A 17,948-nucleotide genomic window follows, 5' to 3' on the forward strand; every position below is an offset into this window, starting at 1 on the left:
CAGGCGTGAGCGACGTCAACACGACCACGGCCCCCGACAGCGGCTCGCCCGCCGGCCTGACCCGGCTGGAGCAGGAGGGCGAGATCGCTGCGGACTACCTCGAGGGTCTGCTCGACATCGCCGACCTCGACGGCGACATCGACATGGACGTCGAGGGCGAGCGGGCGTCGGTGTCGATCATCGGCGACGGCGGCAGCCGCGACCTGACCAAGCTGGTCGGGCGGGACGGTGAGGTCCTGGAGGCGCTTCAGGAGCTGACCCGCCTCGCGGTGCACCGGGAGACCGGCGAGCGCAGCCGGCTGATGCTCGACATCGCCGGTTTCCGCGCCCAGAAGCGCGCCGAGCTGGCGAAGCTCGGTGCGAGCGCGGCGGCGGAGGTCAAGCAGACCGGCGAGCCGGTGAAGCTGGACCCGATGACGCCCTTCGAGCGCAAGGTCGTGCACGACGCGGTCGCCGCGGCCGGTCTGCGCAGCGAGTCCGAGGGCGAGGAGCCGCAGCGCAGGGTGGTCGTCCTGCCGGCGTAGTGCCGCGACCGACCCGCTCGCGCCCGCGCATTACTGTTCCGTCGGCCCCGTCTGTTCGCAGACGGGGCCGAACCTTGTAACCCTGATGGTGTACGTCTGACTTTCCCAGCGCCGTGGGCAAACCGAGGCGCGGACGTCCGAGGAAAGGACCGCCCCCGTGACCGAGGCAGCAGCGGAGCTTCCCGCGCCGCCCGAGCAGGCCAGAACGGTCTTCGGCGACAGGTTCGCCGACGCACTGCGCTATGCCGGGCTGCTCGCCGACGTGGGGGTCCAGCGTGGGCTGATCGGCCCACGGGAAGTGCCCCGGCTGTGGGAGCGGCACCTGCTGAACTGCGCCGTGCTCTCCGAGGTGATCGACCAGGACGTCTCGGTCTGCGATGTCGGCTCGGGCGCCGGGCTGCCCGGGATTCCCCTGGCCCTGGTCCGGCCGGACCTGAAGATCACCCTGCTGGAGCCGCTGCTGCGCCGGACCACCTTCCTCGAGGAAGTGGTCAAGCTGCTCGGCCTGGCGAACGTCACGGTCGTGCGCGGCCGGGCCGAGGAGATGGTCGGCCTGCTGGCGCCGGTCGACGTGGTGACCGCGCGCGCCGTCGCACCGCTGGAGCGGCTCGCGGGCTGGGGCCTGCCCCTGCTGCGTCCGCACGGCGAGATGGCCGTGCTCAAGGGCGACACCGCCGAGGAGGAGCTGAAGACGGCTCGCGCCGCACTCGGCCGGCTCGGCGCGGTGGGCGCCACGGTGGTCCACGTCGGTGAGGGCATCGTCGACCCGCTCTCCACGGTGGTCCGTGTCCAGGTCGGCGAGAGCCCCGGCGGCGTGCGTGCGGCCACCAGGCGGGCCAAGGCGGCCCGTGCCCACCGTGCCGCGCGCAAGGGCGGTGCCGGGCGGCGTCGACGCTGAGGCTGCCTGCCAGGAGCCGCCTCCAGCGAGGCCGGCGTTCTACGCCATACAACCGGCCGAAACGCCACAATTCGGAGTGTCTACGGAGATAGCGACGCGCCGCTGTGCATCGTGTTCCACGTGAAACGTCGCTCACTGCTCCCCGGAGTTCTCAACCGTGGCCGTGCCGCGGCCGAAGCGCGTGCCGCCAAACCCGCCAAGATGACGTCGCCTGTGGATAGTTCTCGGGATTTATCCACAGGCAGCCGGGGCTCGCTGGTTCAGCACCCCTCAGGCATGGCAGGCTCTTCTCATAGCGAGCCTGAAGTCGAGGAGAGTGAGTCCTTGCGGTCCGACGCCAACATCGCGGGACCGATGGCCGATCCGGTCCCCGGTCCCCGCTCAGCTGAAACCGCCGGAGGACCCCTGTCCGGGCCCCCGGGGTACGGGAGCGATGTTTCACGTGAAACATTGCCTCCCATGGATGACACCCCTATTGGCCGCGCCGCCCAGTTGGCCGTCGAGGCACTGGGTCGTGCCGGTGAGGGGCTGCCCAGACCTGCCCAGACCCGGGTCATGGTGGTCGCCAACCAGAAGGGCGGCGTGGGGAAGACCACCACCACCGTCAATCTGGCGGCGTCTCTGGCCCTGCACGGAAGCCGGGTCCTGGTGATCGACCTCGATCCGCAGGGCAACGCCTCCACCGCGTTGGGTATCGACCACCACGCCGAAGTCCCCTCGATCTACGACGTCTTGGTGGAGAGCAAGCCACTCTCCGATGTCGTGCTTCCGGTCCCGGATGTCGAAGGGCTCTTCTGTGCCCCCGCCACCATCGACCTGGCGGGCGCCGAGATCGAGCTCGTCTCCCTGGTCGCCCGGGAGAGCCGGCTGCAGCGGGCGATCGAGGGCTATGAACAGCCGCTGGACTACGTGCTGATCGACTGCCCGCCCTCGCTCGGCCTGCTCACGGTCAACGCCCTGGTGGCCGGCGCCGAGGTGGTCATCCCGATCCAGTGCGAGTACTACGCGCTGGAGGGGTTGGGGCAACTCCTCAAGAACGTCGACCTGGTGAGGGCTCACCTCAACCCGAGGCTGCACGTCTCCACGATCCTGCTGACGATGTACGACGGCCGCACCCGGCTGGCCGCCCAGGTCGCGGAGGAGGTGCGCACCCACTTCGGCAAGGAGGTGCTGCGCACCAGCATCCCCCGGTCGGTTCGTATCTCGGAGGCACCCAGCTACGGCCAGACCGTACTCACCTACGACCCGGGCTCCAGCGGTGCGCTCTCCTACCTGGAGGCGGCCCGGGAGATGGCCCTGCGCGGCCTGCCCGCCGAAGTCGCGGTCGAGTACGACCCGGAGTTCGCCGAACAGCACCAAGAGCACAACCCGCACAGCATGTCGGAGGGGAATCAGTGAGTGATCGACGCAGAGGGCTCGGCCGTGGTCTGGGCGCGCTGATCCCGGCGGCGCCGCAGCCGGCCGGCACCGCAGTGGCCAACCAGCCCGCCCTGGTGCCGGAGCGCGGTGTCGCCGCGGCGAAGGTGGCCGGTCTGACGGACCGCCGGGCAACGGAGTCCGGCCCGGCAATGGTGGACATCCCTGTTTCACGTGGAACCGAGCCGGACCTGTCCGGAGCGGAGGCGCCGGTTGCCGGTGCTTACTTCGCGGAACTCGCGCTGGACGTCATCACCCCGAACCCGCGCCAGCCGCGTGAGGTCTTCGACGAGGATGCCCTGAGCGAACTCATCACCTCCATCAAGGAGGTGGGCCTGCTCCAGCCGGTGGTGGTCCGGCAGATCGACACCGATCGCTACGAACTGATCATGGGCGAGCGCCGGTGGCGCGCGTGCCGGGAAGCCGGGCTCGAGCGCATCCCGGCGATCGTCCGTGCCACCGACGACGAGAAGCTGTTGCTGGACGCCCTGCTGGAGAACCTGCACCGGGCTCAGCTCAACCCGCTGGAAGAGGCCGCTGCCTACGACCAGTTGCTGCGGGACTTCGCCTGCACCCATGAGCAGCTGGCCGACCGGATCGGGCGCTCCCGCTCCCAGGTCTCCAACACGCTGCGGTTGCTGAAACTGCCGGCGCCGGTACAGCGCCGGGTCGCCGCCGGAGTGATCTCGTTCGGCCACGCCCGGGCGCTGCTCTCGCTGGACGATGCCGAGGAGCAGGACCGACTGGCGCTCCGGATCGTCGCTGAAGGGCTGTCGGTGCGCGCGGTCGAGGAGATCGTGACGCTGATGAACAGCGAGCCCACGACGAACCGGAAGGCAGCCGCACCGCGGGCCGGCCGTCGCGTGTCACCGGCCCTGACCCATCTGGCTACCCGGCTCTCCGACCGCTTCGACACCCGGGTGAAGGTCGACCTGGGTCAAAAGCGCGGAAAGATCGTCGTGGAGTTCGCGTCGATAGAGGATCTGGAGCGCATCCTGGGAGCCATGGCTCCCGGCGAGGGCAAGGTCCTGGAGAAGCGGTTGGAGACCGACTCCGAAGACGGCGACGACGCCGAGGACAGCGCCGAGTGACCTGTCGGCACCCCGGCCGGATGAGCCGGGGTGCCGACAGGATGGTTGGTTGGCTGACAGAAACGGGGTCTTCGCCAGATGGGACGTCGGCTCGCACCGCTCACCCTCGACAATCTCACCGACCTTCCCAAACCCTGCCGGCGCTGCGTCTTCTGGGAACTCGACCCGGTGAGCGGCGATGCGGCCGTCCAGGCAGGACGCCCTGAGCTGGAGAAGGAATCCTGGATCTCCGCAGTCCTGCTGGAGTGGGGTTCCTGCGGCCGCCTGGTCTACGTCGACGAGATCCCGGCCGGTTTCGTGCTCTACGCCCCGGCCGCCTACGTGCCCCGGTCCACGGCCTTCCCCACCAGCCCGGTGTCGTCCGATGCGGTCCAGTTGATGACCGCCCGGGTGCTCCCCGGATATCAGGGACAGGGGCTCGGCAGGGTACTCGTACAGACGGTTGCCAAGGATCTGGTGCGCAGAGGCTTCCGTGCGATCGAGGCATTCGGTGACGCCAAGTGGGAAGGGCCCGACTGCGTCCTGCCCGCCGATCACCTGACGGCGGTGGGCTTCAAGACGGTGCGACAGCATCCACGGTTCCCGCGGCTGCGACTCGAGCTTCGCAGCGCGATCTCCTGGCGGGAGGACGTCGAGATGGCGATCGACCGGCTGCTGGGCGCGGTCCAGAAGGAGCCCGCCCTGCGGCCCCTCTAGCGGGTCGGCCGCACCAGTCGGTCGCCATTGCCTCCGTCCCTCCGGTCATCGCCCTGCGGGCGGTATCCCGCGACGCAAACGGCGAGGGTCGTGTTCCACGTGGAACACGACCCTCGCCGTTTTACTCTGTGCGCCTCGCCCAGGGCAGGGTCAGCCGATGAAGTCCGCGAGGTCCTTCACGAGGGCCCCCTTGGGCTTCGCGCCGACGATGGTCTTCACGACCTCGCCGCCCTTGTAGACGTTCAGCGTCGGGATCGACATGACGCCGTACTTCGCGGCCGTCACCGGGTTCTCGTCGATGTTGAGCTTGACGATGGTGATCTCGTCCGGGTGCTCCGCGGCGATCGCCTCAAGAGACGGGGCGATCATGCGGCACGGGCCGCACCACTCGGCCCAGAAGTCGACCAGGACAGGCTTGTCGCTGGCAAGGACTTCGTCGGCGAAGGTTGCGTCCGTCACGTGCTTGGGCTTGGTGTCGCCCGTGGTGTTCTCGGCCACGGCGGGCCTCCTCAGGTTTCGGTGCGTGTGGGAGGGGAGTACTGACGCGAGGTCAGGCGGTCTTCTCGGCGTCGGTGAGCGCCGCGAGGTAGCGCTCGGCGTCCAGCGCGGCCGAGCAACCGGTGCCGGCTGCCGTGATCGCCTGCCGGTAGGTGTGGTCCACCACGTCTCCGGCGGCGAACACCCCGGGGACGTTGGTGCGGGTGCTCGGCGCCTGCACAGTGAGGTAGCCCTCGGCGTCCAGGTCGAGCACGCCCTTGAACAGTTCGGTCCGCGGGTCATGGCCGATCGCGATGAACAGCCCGGTGACGGGCAGCTCCGAGGTCTCACCTGTCTTGGTGTTCCGCAGCGTCAGGCCGGCGAGCTTGCCGTCGCCCTTGACCTCGGCCACCTCGCTGTCCCAGACGAAGGAGATCTTCGGATCGGCGAACGCGCGCTCCTGCATCGCCTTGGACGCCCGCAGGCTGTCCCGGCGGTGCACGATCTTCACCGACTTGGCGAACCGGGACAGGAAGGTCGCCTCTTCCATCGCGGTGTCGCCACCACCGATCACGGCGATGTCGTGCTCGCGGAAGAAGAAGCCGTCACAGGTGGCACACCAGGAGACACCGCGGCCGGAGAGCTGATCCTCGTTGGGCAGGTTGAGCTTCCGGTGCTGGGATCCGGTGGTGACGATGATCGCCCGGGCCTGGTGCACGGTTCCCGACGAGTCGGTGACGGTCTTGATGTCACCGCTGAAGTCGACCGCGGTCACGTCGTCCGGCACCAGCTCGGCACCGAACCGCTCGGCCTGGGCCCGCATGTTGTCCATCAGATCCGGGCCCAGGATGCCGTCCCGGAACCCGGGGAAGTTCTCTACCTCGGTGGTGTTCATCAGCGCGCCACCCGCGGTCACGGAGCCTTCGAAGACCAGCGGGTTGAGCGAGGCACGCGCCGTGTAGAGCGCTGCGGTGTAGCCCGCAGGCCCTGAGCCGATGATGATCACGTTACGGACGTCGGTCACGGATGTTTTCCTCGTCTCTGCGAACTGCTGCGGGCCCTGGCTGGACTCACGTCCTGCCTAACGGATACTACGGGCCCGGCATTCCCTTGTCGGTACGCCGCCCGTGTGCTCGTCCGGAGCGGGTCAGCGACGGGGATAGATGCTCTGGAAGAGCACGGTTCCCGGGGTCCCGGCCGAGCATGAGGCGTCGACGACGAACGCGTCGACCAGGCTGCTGTCCCCCGGGTGCGGCAGGACCACGAGGTACGCGTCAGTGCCCTGATACGGGTCCCGCCCCACCGCGAGCGGCGCCTGCGTCCGGTGCGTGGCCTGGAGTACACACGTGGGGGTGCCGGCGACACCGTGCCCTTGGCCCTGGCCGGGCACGGGGGTGGAGCTCGTGCCGTCGCCGTGCAGCATCGGTGTGTTGCTGTGATTGGGAGCCTCGGTCGCATCGCCGCCGGGCTGGGCCGGGGAGTACGACTCATCGAGCAGTTGCCGTACGTCGTCCGCGACCGAACCCGTCACCCGCGCGGAGTCCGCTTGCTTGGCGGCGGAGCTGGCATCGCCGCCCGTCGAGCTGCCGCCCACGACCGACGCCAACCCGTAGAGCGCGCCACCGAGTGCCAGAGCGCCCGCGACCCAGCACCCCGTAAGGACGGCGACCCGGCGTCGGCGCCGGCGTCGATCGGCCGAAGACGCCTGGCTCGGCCGCGTACTCGGGTCGGTGCGGTGAGCGGGGGCCGACGATGTTTCACGTGGAACACTGCCCCCGGCACTCGGCGATGTTTCACGTGGAACATCCCCCCGTGGAACGTCGAGCGGGCTGTTTCCCCTGGAGGTGTTCTCGACGGCGAGTGCGGCGTCGATCCGGTCGGCCACGTCGGCAGGCATCGGCTCAGGTGCGGCCAGCTCGCCGAGCAGTCCGCTGATCTCGCTGAGCGAGGCCAGCACGTCGGTGCAGAGCGGGCACTCCGCCAGGTGCAGGCGGACTTCCGCGGCCCGCTCCGAGGTGAGCAGATCCTCGGTCAGGTCGGAGATCTCGGTGATCTCGGGATGCGGGTCGCCGCCCCGTGTCGACGTCATCGGTGTCCACCTCCGTCCTGCGTCGATCCTGTCGGTGGGACGGGTGTCCCCTCCGTCCGGTTCCTTCCGCTCTCGGCGGCAGAGCGCTGCGCTGGTGGCCGGTCGGTGACCGGCGCCGGTGGAGCGGCCGCAGCGGGTGGAGCATCGCTCGCGCCGGTCCGGAGGTGGCGGAGCAGCGGCAGCAGCCTGGCCCGGCCCCGGGCGCAGCGGCTCTTCACGGTGCCGACCGGCACATCGAGAACGCTGGCGGCCTCGGCGACCGGGTAGCCCTGCATGTCGACCAGCACCAGCGCCGCCCGCTGTTCGACCGGGAGCGTGGCGAGCGCCGCCAGCAGTTCGCGGTGCAGTTCGCCGCGCTCGGCGGGTGCCTCGGCGGACTCGTGCGGCTCCATGAGTGAGTCGAGGTTCTGCTCGTCGGTGACCGGCGAGGTGCGACGGATGGAGGCCCGGCGTACCCGGTCGAGGCAGGCGTTCACCGTGATGCGGTGGAGCCACGTGGTGACGGCCGACTGGCCGCGGAAGGTATGGGCGGAGCGGAAGGCGGACACGAGGGCGTCCTGGACGGCGTCAGCGGCTTCCTCGCGGTCCCCCAGCGTCCGGAGGGCGACTGCCCAGAGCCGGTCCCGGTGGCGCCGCACGATTTCGGCGAAGGCGTCGGGGTCGCCGGCGACATGACGGGCGAGAAGCTCGGTGTCGCCGAGCGCGCTTCCCTCCACAGCAGGCCCCCTCGACCGCTCTCCTGGATGTCCGCCGCGTGCTCAGCCCGTGACGTGGATCTCGGACACCTTGCCACGGAAGTGGCCGTCAGAGGTAGGTGGCAGCGTGGTGAGCCAGACCAGCAGGTAGCGGGAGGTCACCTTCGCGCTCGGGGTGAGTGGTACCTCGGTGCCCTGGCCGCTGGCGACCTTGGTGAAGTCGTCGAACGAGGTCGGCATCGTGGCGGCCGACGCGGGCGCCGCCAGCAGGTTCACCGACGTCTGGCCGAGGAAGTCGACCTTGACGCTGCTGATGTGCTTGGCGCTGCCCAGGTCCAGGATCAGCCCGACGCCCGGCTTGAGGTTGCCGAAGTGGGCGTCGTTGTACCAGCTGGTCTCCCAGTACGTGGACGCGTCCCCGTCGTACGCCAGCTTCACCTTGGTGGGGTTCTCGCCGTCCTCACCGAACGGGTCGAAGTCCTTGGCGGTGACGATGGAGATCGGCCCGCTTGCCGCGTGCGTGGGCTCCTGGCCGCCCTTCTGTCCCGTGGGTGTCGGGGTGGCGGTGTGGCCGCCGCGGGACTGGAGGGTGTCCGCGAGCTGCCAGCTCCCCAAGCCGATCGCGACGATCACCAGGGCCGCCACGGCCCACTTGAGCACCTGGCCGGTGCGCCCCGGGAGCGCCGGCGGCGGCCCGGGAATCGCGGCCGTCTGCCGGGGGGCACCCGCGCTGCCCGGCGGCGCCGGCGGCTGCTGGAAGAAGGGCGGCCGGTAGGCCGGCTGCGGCTGCTCCGGCGGACGGATCCGCGGGATGGCCGCGACGGTCTTGGCCAGCTCCTCCGGCGTGGTGCAGGGCGGCTCCTCGCGGGAAGCGGTCGCGCCGTCGTTCGCCAGGGCGCGCATCGCGACCTCGGAGAGCCCACGGTGGATGCCCGCCCGTACCTGGTCGGGGGCGATCAGCCCGACGCCCTTGGGCAGGCCGGTCAGGCCGTGGGCGTCGTCCTCGTACGGCCAGCGCTGGGTCAGGGACGCGTACAGCAGGGCGCCGATCGCCTCGGTGTCCTGCCGGCGCGGCCGGTCCGACTTCAGGCCGCGCAGCGCCGCGGCGACCGCGAGTCCGCGGATGCGGTACTGGCCGGAGACGGTGCGCAGCACGGCGCCGGGATCGAGGCGCAGGTGCGAAAGGCCCTCACGGTGCGCAGCGGCCATGCCCTGGGCGACCTGGCTGACCATCTGGTAGGCCTCGTGGGGCTCCAGGGGACCGTTCCTGAGGAGGTCGGCGAGCGAGGTGGCGTCGGGCAGCCACTCATGGATCACGTAGACGAGGTCGTTGTCCTCGACGGCATCAAGGACCTGGACGAAGCGGGGGTCGCCGAGCAGCGCGGCAGAGCGGGCGGCGGCCATCACCGGGCGGGCCTGCGGGTGGTCGGCCGGCAGCACGTGGACACCGACCGCGCGGCGCAGCTTCTCGTCGACCGCGCGCCAGCTGCTGAAGCCGTCGACGCGGGTCACACACTCGGCGAGCTGGTAGCGCCGCGCGAGCTTGTGGCCGCTGTGCAGGTCGGGAGCGGTGATCCGGGGCCTCGCCGGTGCGGGGGCGGGAGCCGGAGGAGCGGCGGCCGTCTTCGTGGCGGTCTTGCCGGTTGCGGCGGACCGCGCGGGGGCGACGGGTTCGAGAGGTTCGGTCGATTCGGTGGAGGGGACGGCGTCCAGGGGCTCGGTCGCCTCGCTGGTGTCACGGTCGTCGTCGGGCCCGGTGGTCTGCACGGTGTCCTGAGCCGGGTCCTCGCTCGGTTCGGCGGTCGGTTCGACGGCCGGATCGGTGTCGGGCTGCTCCTGAGCTGTGGTGTCCTCGGCGGTGCCGCTGGTCTGCTCGTCCGTCGTGGTGCCGTCGGGAGTGTCGCCGCCCTGCCGGGCGGAGGGCGTGCCCTCGCCGCCCTCGTTGGCCACTCCGACGGCGGCCGTGCTCCGATCCGCCACCGTCGTCCCTGCCTCCCCATCCGTTGCACACTTCACGTCACGCCGATGACAATTGTGCCCGCACTCCGGCTCTATGCACGACACACATCAGACCATGATGGTTGTGCGACAGGGGGCGCGAAAACCGGAGTTTTGACGATCAGCGACCGAGCCGACCCCGGACCATACCGATCATCGCGGTCATCTCCTCGATTCTCATCCGCTTGGCCGCGACCACGAAGATCCCCAGCAGCAGTCCGCCCCCGACCACCAAGGCGGCCAGCGAGCCGACCGCCCCGCTGCCCAGTTCCTTGAGGATGACGACCACGGCGATCCCGGCGATGCCGGCAGCGGGCACGCAGGCCCCCGTCAGCCGGGCGTACGTGCGCATCACCCGCTTGCCGTCCAGGTCGCCCTGCAGCCGCCCGCGCAGCCGCTTGGCGGCCACCCCGACGCCGACCGCGTAGGCCAGGCCGTAGGAGAAGGCCATGCCGACCACGGCCCAGCGCGACGGCAGGATGAGGAAGGAGACGACGGAGGCGATCCCGTTCACCGCGGCCACCACCACCGTGTTGTAGAAGGGGGTGCGGGTGTCCTCGAAGGCGTAGAAGCCGCGCAGGATCACGTACTGGGCGGAGAACGGGATCAGCCCGACCCCGAAGGCCATCACGATGAAGCCGATGTTGCGGGCGGACTCCGCGCCGGTGCTGGCGTACAGCAGGCCGCACATGGGCACGCCCAGGGCCAGGAACGCGAACCCGGCCGGCACGATCGCCACCGCCGAGGTGCGCAGGCCGTAGGAGATGTCGTCGCGGACCGAGGTGATGTCGCCGTCGGCGGCCGCCCTGGAGATCCGTGGCAGCACCGCCGCCATCACCGAGACGGTGATGATGGCCTGCGGCATCTGCCAGATCAGCAGGGCGTTGTTGTACGCCGTGATGCCCGTGCCCTGGTAGCCCGCCTTGTCGGCGTCGGCGCCCGCCCAGGTGGCGAGCTGCGTGACGACGATCAGGCCGGCCTGGTTGGCCAGCACGAAGAAGAACGTCCACTTCGCCAGCTTGGCGGTGTGGCCCAGTCCGTGGCCGCGCCAGTCGAAGCGCGGCCGGAACTTGAATCCCGCGTCCCGTAGGTACGGCAGCATCGACAGCGACTGCACCACCAGGCCGAGCAGGGTGCCGATGCCCAGCAGCCTGGTGCCCTCCGGGGTGATCGTGCTGGCGTCCATCCGCGTGCTGCTGAAGGGGCCGTAGACCCAGATGAACATCAGGAAGGTGAAGATCACCACGATGTTGTTCAGCACCGGCGTCCACATCATGGCGCCGAACCTGCCGCGGGCGTTGAGCACCTGGCCCATCACGACGTGCACGCCCATGAAGAAGATCGTCGGCAGGCAGTAGCGGGCGAAGGAGATCGCCACGTCGTACGAGTCCGGGTTCTGCGCGATCTTCGGGGACATCAGCTTGACCAGCAGCGGCGCTCCGGCCACGGTGATCGCCACGATGCCGCCCAGCACCACCATGACGACGGTCAGCAGCCGGTTGGCGTACGCCGAGCCGCCGTCCTCGTCGTTCTTCATGGCGCGGGCGAGCTGCGGGACGAAGACGGAGTTCAGGCCGCCGCCGATGGTGAGGATGTAGATCATCGTGGGCAGCACGTTGGCGACGGCGTAGGAGTCGCCGAGCGTGGCCACACCGATCGCGGCGGCGATGACCAGGGTGCGCACGAAGCCGGTCACCCGGGAGACCAGGGTGCCCGCGGCCATGAGCGCGCTGGACTTGAGGATGTTGCCGGCCTTGCCGCCGGCGGCCGGCGGCGCGACGACCGGGATCTGCCCGGTGGCGTCACGCGGCGGCAGGCCGGTGCCGGTCGCCGGTCCGGCGCCCGGGCCCTGTTGCCCGGGCTGCGGGTAGGCCGGCGCGTAGCGCGGGTCGGCGTACCGCGGGTCCACGTAGCCGGCGCCCGCCACGGCGCCTTGGCCGTACTGCTGGGGGTCCGCCTGCTGCGGGTCCGCGTAGCCCTGCTCCATGTACTGGTGGTCGCCCTGGTACGTCGTCGGCTGCCCGTAGGGCGTCTCCCCGTACGACGGATCCGCGTAGCCGGTGCCTTCGGGGCCCTGCGGATAGCCGTAGGGCTGCTGGTAGCCCGGCTGAGGCTGGTAGTAGCCCTGCTGTGGGTCCTGGGGCTGCTGGTACGGCTGCTGGTACTGCTGCGGGTAGCCGTAGGCCTGCTGCTGCGGATCCTGCTGGGGCGCGGGGTAGCCGCCCTGCTGTTGCTGTTGTTGCTGCTGGTCGCGGAAGAGGTGCTCGTACGAATCGAAGACCGGCAGGGCGCCGGTCTGGCCGAGGTCGTCCACGTAGAGCGAGGCGGGGTTGTCGCCGTACGTCATCTGCTGGTAGCTCGCGGGGGGCTGCTGCTGCTGCCATTGCTGCCCGCCGCCGTACTGCTGCGCCTGAGGCGGGTACGGCGCCTGGGGGTGCGCCGACTGGTCGTAGAACTGGCCGCCGGACGAGCCGGGCCCTTCCGGGCCCGGCTGGGGGTACTGCTGCGGGTACGGCTGCGGGTAGGCGTAGCCGTCCTGCGGATAGGGGTTGGGTGGCGCGTTGTGCTGCTCGGGCGAGGGAGGCATCTGGCCCGCAGCGTCGCGATCACCGTCGTACGGCGCGTTCATCAGTGCCCCACCTTATTGTCCGCTGGCTATCCGTCCACTTTCTCACCTGCCGGGGACGGCTCTGTGCTGTCCTGGCCGGTGCGAGCGGCAGGGTCACCCGGGTGCTCGGGGCCGTCGCCGTCGTCGTCTCCGCTGCTCTCGCCGTCCGCTCCGCCGTTGCTGCCGCCCTCCGAGGCGGCATGGCGCTTTCGCTGTCGGTAGATGCGTACCCCGGCGAGCACCAGAAGCAGCAGTCCGGCCGCGATGATCAGCATCACCAGGTCGGTGACGTTGGTGAGCTGGACCTTGAAGGCCACGGTGCTGCCGTACACCGCCCCGCTCTGGGTGTAGAGCTGCGCGGAGATCTGCGCCGGACCGTTGGCGGCCGCCGTGGTCTGGAACTTCAGGGTACGGGTATGGCCGCCGTCGATCGCGATCTGCTGCTCGGGGTTCTTGATCTTGAGCCGGATGTTGGAGTTGGAGCTGAGCCGCAGCATCAGGCCGGTGATGGGCTGGCCGAGCTCGTTCTTCACGGTGACCGGGATGGTGCCGCTGCGGCCGGAGAGCGTCAGATCGGACTTGGGCAGGATGTGGACCGCTTCGATCAGGTCGGTGAGGTAGGTGCCGATGGAATTGCGGTACGCCTTCTCCCCGCTGTCGTCGCCGCGCCACCCGGTGGACGTCGCCCGCAGCATCGCGTTGCGGAACGGCACCGTCACCCGGTCCTTGATGGTGAGGATCACCACAAAGTCGTTGAGGCTCAGCTGCACCTGGTGCAGCTGCTGGAGGGCGTCGGCGGGCAGCTCCTGCTTGCGCAGCGACTTCGGGTAGGAGCTCGACGACGGGACCTTGCGGTTGGCCAGCGGGTCGGCCTTCGCCTTCGCCGCCGTGCCGTAGTCGACCGGCTCCACCCACTGGCTCGCGTCCGCCGCGCTGATCGCGCGGGCCATCGCCTTCGCCTGCGAGACGGTCGGGGTCCGCTGGGGCGCCACCACGATGGTGCGTTGCGTGTCGGGCGCCTGAAGGGTGATCAACAGGGTCTGCGCGAGATAGCTCTGGACGGCGAGGTTGGCGCCCTGCGGCTTGCTCATGTCGCCGTCGAAGGCCGTGGACAGCGTGGCGTCGGTGTTCACGGCGGTGGTGCCGTCGCCGATCGGGCGGGCCGAGGTCGGGGTGTAGTCGAGCGCCGCGTGCTCCTTGAGGGAGTCGTTGCGGGTGATGATCTGGTTCGCGCCGGAGGCCCGGGCCACCGACACCACGGACGAGTCGACGGCGCCGTCCGCCGGCCAGGCGACTCCGGTGGTGGACTGGACGCCGAGAATGAGGTCGACCGTGGTCTTGCCGAGCGCGGCGCCGGTCTTCACCAGGCTGACGTCGCTGGACAGTCCCTTGGCGTTGTGGGCGATCGAGGCGATGTCCGGGTCACCGAACGGCAGCGCCACCACCTGGTTCCCGCTGACCGCGGACTTGAGCGAGTTCAGCCACTGCTCGGCGACCGCCGATCCGGTGCCCTGCTTGGGGTGGTCGACGTCACCGCCGGGTCCGGCCACCCGGTAGGGCTTCGTCATCGCCTCGACGGTGGCCAGCAGGTCGGGGTCGATGACCCACGTGATCGGGAGGTTGCGGCCGAGCTCGACCATCTGGGAGAGCCGGCCGCCGGGCTTGAGCTCCTTGACCAGATCGTCGTCGGTGAAGATCGGGCTCTGCTGGGAGGTGGTGTCGCCCCGCGGGTCGATGTGCGGGCGGTCGGTGATCGGCCAGAGGTTGCTGATCCGGGTCGCCTTCGCGGACTGGCCGTCGCCGTACCACGGCAGGAAGGTCCGCTTGATGCCGAGGACGTGGTCGGCCGTCTCCTGCGCGTTCTCGCCGTCCAGGGCGATGCCGAGCACGTACACACCCGGGGCGCCCAGGTAGAGGGCGCTCACCGGGATCTTTATGCTGAACGGCGCGCTGCTGCCGGGGGCGAGCGTCGGGATGTCGACCGGTTGGCCGCCGTTGAGGTCGCTGCCGTCGAGGGCGGGGTCGAAGTCGGTGCGCGTGGCCTCGCTCTCCATCGCGCTGCGGGTGCGCACCGCTCCGCTGGGCGGCACGTGGACGGCGATCCGTGCGTGGGTGATCTTCGACTTGCCGTTGTTCACCACGCTGCCGGTCACCGTGATCGTGCCGCCGGCGGTCGGGATGCGGGGTGAGAGGTCGTTGAGGGTCACCGCGGCCGTGTGCGACCCGGTGGCGGCCGTTGCGGCGAGTCCGGGGGCCGCCTGCGAGCTGGTGGCTCCCGTGGCCTGTAGCAGGCCCGTGAGGAGCGCAGCCCCGGCAAGGAGTGCTGTGCCCCGCAGCAGCCGTCGGCGCGGTGCCGTCGGAGCCCTACCGGCTGCCTGTGCCGCCTCGCCCACGCGCTCGCCCGTCCCTCGTTCGTCGTCTGCCGGTGGTGCGCCACCGGTCGGTCGTCCGTTGCCTTGTGCGTCCTGCGGAAGTGCGTGCTGGCATGTTAACGATCGTCGCTGTAGTGAAGTGCTGCGCGTCCGCCACAGGTACGCCACAGCTGCCGCGAAACCTGTGCGCCAAGCCCCGCCCGCGCCCCGTACCCTTTGACGTTGTGCCGAACGCCAGCAATGCCGCCCAGACCCCGCAGGCCCACCACCGGATCGAGCCGGTGGCCGAAGACCTCGGTCGGCTGTTCAGTGCCGCCGGATTCAAGCTTGCCCTGGTCGGCGGCTCGGTCCGGGACACCCTGCTCGGCAGGCTCGGGCACGACCTGGACTTCACCACCGACGCCCGGCCCGAGCAGGTCCTGAAGATCCTGCGGCCGTGGGCGGACGCGGTATGGGAGGTCGGCATCGCCTTCGGTACGGTCGGCGCCCGCAAGGACGTGCCCGGCACCGGCGAGGAGGGGGCCAGGAGCTTCCAGGTCGAGGTGACCACTTACCGGTCCGAGGTCTACGACAGGACCTCGCGCAAGCCGGAGGTGTCCTACGGCGACACCATCGAGGAGGACCTGGTCCGCCGGGACTTCACGGTGAACGCGATGGCCGTGGCCCTGCCCGAGTCGGAGTTCGTGGACCCCTACGGCGGCCTGGACGACCTGGCCGCCCGGGTGCTGCGCACTCCCGGCACCCCCGAGTCGTCGTTCTCCGACGACCCGCTGCGGATGATGCGGGCGGCCCGGTTCGCCGCGCAGCTCGAATTCGAGGTGGCGCCCGAAGTGGTCGCCGCGATGACGGCGATGGCCGACCGGATCACGATCGTGTCCGCCGAGCGGGTCCGGGACGAGGTGAACAAGCTGCTGCTGTCCGACCATCCCCGCAAGGGCCTGCGCCTGCTGGTGGAGACCGGGCTCGCGGACCAGGTGCTGCCGGAGCTGTCGGCGCTGCGCCTGGAGCGGGATGAGCACTTCCGGCACAAGGACGTGTACGAGCACACCCTGACCGTGCTGGAGCAGGCGATCGACCTGGAGACGGACGGGCCCGACCTCGTACTGCGGCTGGCCGCGCTGCTGCACGACATCGGCAAGCCGCGCACCCGCCGGTTCGAGCCGGACGGCCGGGTCTCCTTCCACCATCACGAAGTGGTGGGCGCGAAGATGACCAAGAGCCGGATGGCGAAGCTCAAGTACTCCAACGACCTGGTGAAGGACGTCTCCCGGCTGGTCGAGCTGCATCTGCGCTTTCACGGCTACGGCAGTGGGGAGTGGACCGACTCGGCGGTCCGCCGCTATGTACGCGACGCCGGTCCGTTGCTGGAGCAGCTGCACAAGCTGACCCGTTCCGACTGCACGACCCGCAACAAGCGCAAGGCGGCAGCGCTGTCCCGCACCTACGACAACCTCGAGACACGGATCGCCGAGCTCCAGGAGCAGGAGGAGCTGGACGCGATCCGCCCGGATCTGGACGGCAACCAGATCATGACGATCCTGGGAGTCCCGCCGGGGCCGGTGGTCGGGAAGGCTTACCAGCACCTGCTGGAGCTGCGGTTGGAGCACGGCCCGCTCGGCGAGGACGCGGCCGTCGCCGCGCTCAAGGAGTGGTGGGCGGCGCAGAACTGACCCGGGCGGTCGATGTTCCACGTGGAACATCGACCCTCGATCACTGCCGGGTTCAGCCGTTCTCCCCGACTTCCTGTACGTCCCGCGCCTCATGTTCCACGTGGAACATTGGCCGGCGATGTTCCACGTGGAACATCGCGTAGGCCACCATCGCGTAGATCAGCGCGAGGGCGATCACCAGGCTCGACGAGCGGCCGTCCGACGGAAGGATCGCGGCGGCGACCGCAGCGGCGCCGACGAAGGCGACATTGAACGTCACGTCGTAGAGGGCGAACACCCGGCCGCGGTAGGTGTCGTCGACGTGGGTCTGGACGACCGTGTCGGTGGCGATCTTGGCGCCCTGGGTGGTGATTCCGAGGGCGAAGGCCGCCACCATCATCGGTGTCCTGGCGAACGGCAGCGCCAGGGGCGGCAGCAGCAGCGCGGATCCGGCCGAGCAACGGGTGATCCATCCGGTGGTGCCGAACCGGGTGGTGGCCCATGGCGTGATCATCGCGGCGATCAGGAAGCCGGCGGCCGACAGTCCCAGCGCGAGGCCGAGCAGGGCGAGTCCGGCGTTGCTGTCGGACGGGTCGGACCAGGCGTAGCGGCACAGCATCAGCAGGGTGACGGTCAGGGCGCCGTAGCAGAAGCGCATCGCCGTCATCGCGGACAGCGCGTGTCGGGCGGCCGGCCGCTGCCCGAGGTGGCGCAGGCCGTCGGCGAGTCCGCGGGCGGTGCCGAGGAGTTCGGCGCGGACCTGGGCCCGTCCCGGACGGAGGTCCGGGCCGAGCAGGTCGCGGCCGAGGGTCAGCGCCGACAGGCCGGCGCACAGGTAGAGCCCGGCGGCGAGCAGTACGGTGGCCGCGTCCGCGCCGGCGCCCGCGGTGTGGAAGAGGTGCACGACGAACGCGGCGCCGCCGCCCACCGTCGCGGCCAGCGTGCCCGCGGTCGGGGACAGGGAGTTCGCCGTCACCAGCCGCTCGCCGTCCACCACCCGAGGCAGCGCCGCGGACAGCCCGGCGAGCACGAACCGGTTGACGCCGGTCACCGACAGCGCGGAGAGGTAGAAGAGCCAGTCCGGCACGTGCAGCAGGATCAGCCCGGCCGTGCCGCAGGAGAGCACCGCCCGCAGCACGTTGCAGGAGACCAGCACCTGGCGCCGGCGCCAGCGGTCGAGGAGTACTCCGGTGAACGGGCCGAGCAACGAGTAGGGCAGCAGCAGCACGGCCATCGCCGAGGCGACCGCCCCGGGTGATGCCTGCTTCTCCGGCGAGAACACCACGTACGCGGCGAGGGCGACCTGGAAGACGCCGTCGGAGAGTTGCGACAGCAGCCGTACCGTCAGCAGCCGCCGGAAGTCCGGCAGTCGCAGCAGCACCCGGAGGTCACGCAGAACACCCATGTGCACACCCTCACACGACGAACAGGGCCC

The 17,948-nt window shown here is 70.3% G+C and carries 14 protein-coding genes; 6 read left to right on the forward strand and 8 right to left on the reverse strand.

What is annotated here, in order from left to right; genetic code table 11:
* Positions 1–5: 5 nt before the first annotated feature.
* From C4U44_RS13530 to C4U44_RS13550, 5 genes are all read left to right on the forward strand, one after another.
* Entirely contained in the window at positions 6–524 is a 519-nt protein-coding gene (locus C4U44_RS13530; protein ID WP_103886008.1) for a Jag family protein, read from the forward strand.
* Positions 525–681: 157 nt separating this feature from the next.
* The gene (rsmG, locus tag C4U44_RS13535) at positions 682–1,422 is read left to right on the forward strand and encodes a 16S rRNA (guanine(527)-N(7))-methyltransferase RsmG (protein ID WP_103886009.1); all 741 of its coding nucleotides are present in this window, start codon (positions 682–684) and stop codon (positions 1,420–1,422) included.
* A gap of 276 nt (positions 1,423–1,698) precedes the next feature.
* Entirely contained in the window at positions 1,699–2,820 is a 1,122-nt protein-coding gene (locus C4U44_RS13540; protein WP_103886010.1) for a ParA family protein, read from the forward strand.
* Entirely contained in the window at positions 2,817–3,929 is a 1,113-nt protein-coding gene (locus C4U44_RS13545; RefSeq protein WP_103886011.1) for a ParB/RepB/Spo0J family partition protein, read from the forward strand. Before C4U44_RS13540 ends, C4U44_RS13545 begins: the two co-directional genes overlap by 4 nt.
* Before the next feature lie 78 nt (positions 3,930–4,007).
* Positions 4,008–4,625: a GNAT family N-acetyltransferase gene (locus C4U44_RS13550; protein ID WP_103886012.1), complete on the forward strand. Its 618-nt coding sequence runs from the start codon at positions 4,008–4,010 to the stop codon at positions 4,623–4,625.
* 150 nt (positions 4,626–4,775) lie between these two features.
* Here C4U44_RS13550 and trxA read toward each other — a convergent pair whose 3' ends face one another.
* From trxA to C4U44_RS13585, 7 genes are all read right to left on the reverse strand, one after another.
* Positions 4,776–5,123, reverse strand: a complete 348-nt coding sequence (gene trxA, locus C4U44_RS13555) for a thioredoxin (protein WP_235032054.1) — start codon at positions 5,121–5,123, stop codon at positions 4,776–4,778.
* Between the two features lie 52 nt (positions 5,124–5,175).
* Positions 5,176–6,126: a thioredoxin-disulfide reductase gene (trxB, locus tag C4U44_RS13560; protein WP_103886013.1), complete on the reverse strand. Its 951-nt coding sequence runs from the start codon at positions 6,124–6,126 to the stop codon at positions 5,176–5,178.
* A gap of 123 nt (positions 6,127–6,249) precedes the next feature.
* On the reverse strand, positions 6,250–7,191 hold the full coding sequence (locus C4U44_RS13565; protein ID WP_103886014.1) for an anti-sigma factor family protein: 942 nt from the start codon (positions 7,189–7,191) through the stop codon (positions 6,250–6,252).
* Positions 7,188–7,907, reverse strand: a complete 720-nt coding sequence (gene sigM / locus C4U44_RS13570; RefSeq protein ID WP_103886015.1) for an RNA polymerase sigma factor SigM — start codon at positions 7,905–7,907, stop codon at positions 7,188–7,190. The genes C4U44_RS13565 and sigM overlap by 4 nt, the downstream gene beginning before the upstream one ends.
* A gap of 42 nt (positions 7,908–7,949) precedes the next feature.
* The gene (locus C4U44_RS13575) at positions 7,950–9,599 is read right to left on the reverse strand and encodes a protein kinase family protein (protein ID WP_407642836.1); all 1,650 of its coding nucleotides are present in this window, start codon (positions 9,597–9,599) and stop codon (positions 7,950–7,952) included.
* 406 nt (positions 9,600–10,005) lie between these two features.
* On the reverse strand, positions 10,006–12,513 hold the full coding sequence (murJ, locus tag C4U44_RS13580) for a murein biosynthesis integral membrane protein MurJ (RefSeq protein WP_103886017.1): 2,508 nt from the start codon (positions 12,511–12,513) through the stop codon (positions 10,006–10,008).
* Between the two features lie 26 nt (positions 12,514–12,539).
* Positions 12,540–14,885 carry a DUF6049 family protein gene (locus C4U44_RS13585; RefSeq protein ID WP_322973611.1) on the reverse strand — a complete coding sequence of 782 codons (2,346 nt, stop codon included), beginning with the start codon at positions 14,883–14,885 and terminating at the stop codon, positions 12,540–12,542.
* A 203-nt stretch (positions 14,886–15,088) separates the two neighbouring features.
* Here C4U44_RS13585 and C4U44_RS13590 point away from each other — a divergent pair, with 203 nt between their 5' ends.
* Entirely contained in the window at positions 15,089–16,534 is a 1,446-nt protein-coding gene (locus C4U44_RS13590) for a CCA tRNA nucleotidyltransferase (RefSeq protein WP_235032055.1), read from the forward strand.
* Between the two features lie 52 nt (positions 16,535–16,586).
* On the opposite strand, the gene C4U44_RS13595 is transcribed toward C4U44_RS13590, so the two are convergent.
* On the reverse strand, positions 16,587–17,918 hold the full coding sequence (locus tag C4U44_RS13595) for an MFS transporter (RefSeq protein WP_107503987.1): 1,332 nt from the start codon (positions 17,916–17,918) through the stop codon (positions 16,587–16,589).
* Positions 17,919–17,948 lie beyond the last annotated feature (30 nt).

The sequence above is a fragment of the Actinacidiphila yanglinensis genome (assembly GCF_900107965.1).
Taxonomy (GTDB): Bacteria; Actinomycetota; Actinomycetes; order Streptomycetales; family Streptomycetaceae; genus Actinacidiphila; species Actinacidiphila yanglinensis.

What these genes read in the sequence shown, in the direction of transcription:
- C4U44_RS13540 (WP_103886010.1), top strand. Translation starts at nt 1,699, where the DNA reads ATGGCAGGCTCTTCTCATAGCGAGCCTGAAGTCGAGGAGAGTGAGTCC.
- C4U44_RS13565 (WP_103886014.1), bottom strand. Translation starts at nt 7,191, where the DNA reads ATGACGTCGACACGGGGCGGCGACCCGCATCCCGAGATCACCGAGATC.
- C4U44_RS13550 (WP_103886012.1), top strand. Translation starts at nt 4,008, where the DNA reads ATGGGACGTCGGCTCGCACCGCTCACCCTCGACAATCTCACCGACCTT.
- C4U44_RS13595 (WP_107503987.1), bottom strand. Translation starts at nt 17,918, where the DNA reads ATGGGTGTTCTGCGTGACCTCCGGGTGCTGCTGCGACTGCCGGACTTC.
- murJ (WP_103886017.1), bottom strand. Translation starts at nt 12,513, where the DNA reads ATGAACGCGCCGTACGACGGTGATCGCGACGCTGCGGGCCAGATGCCT.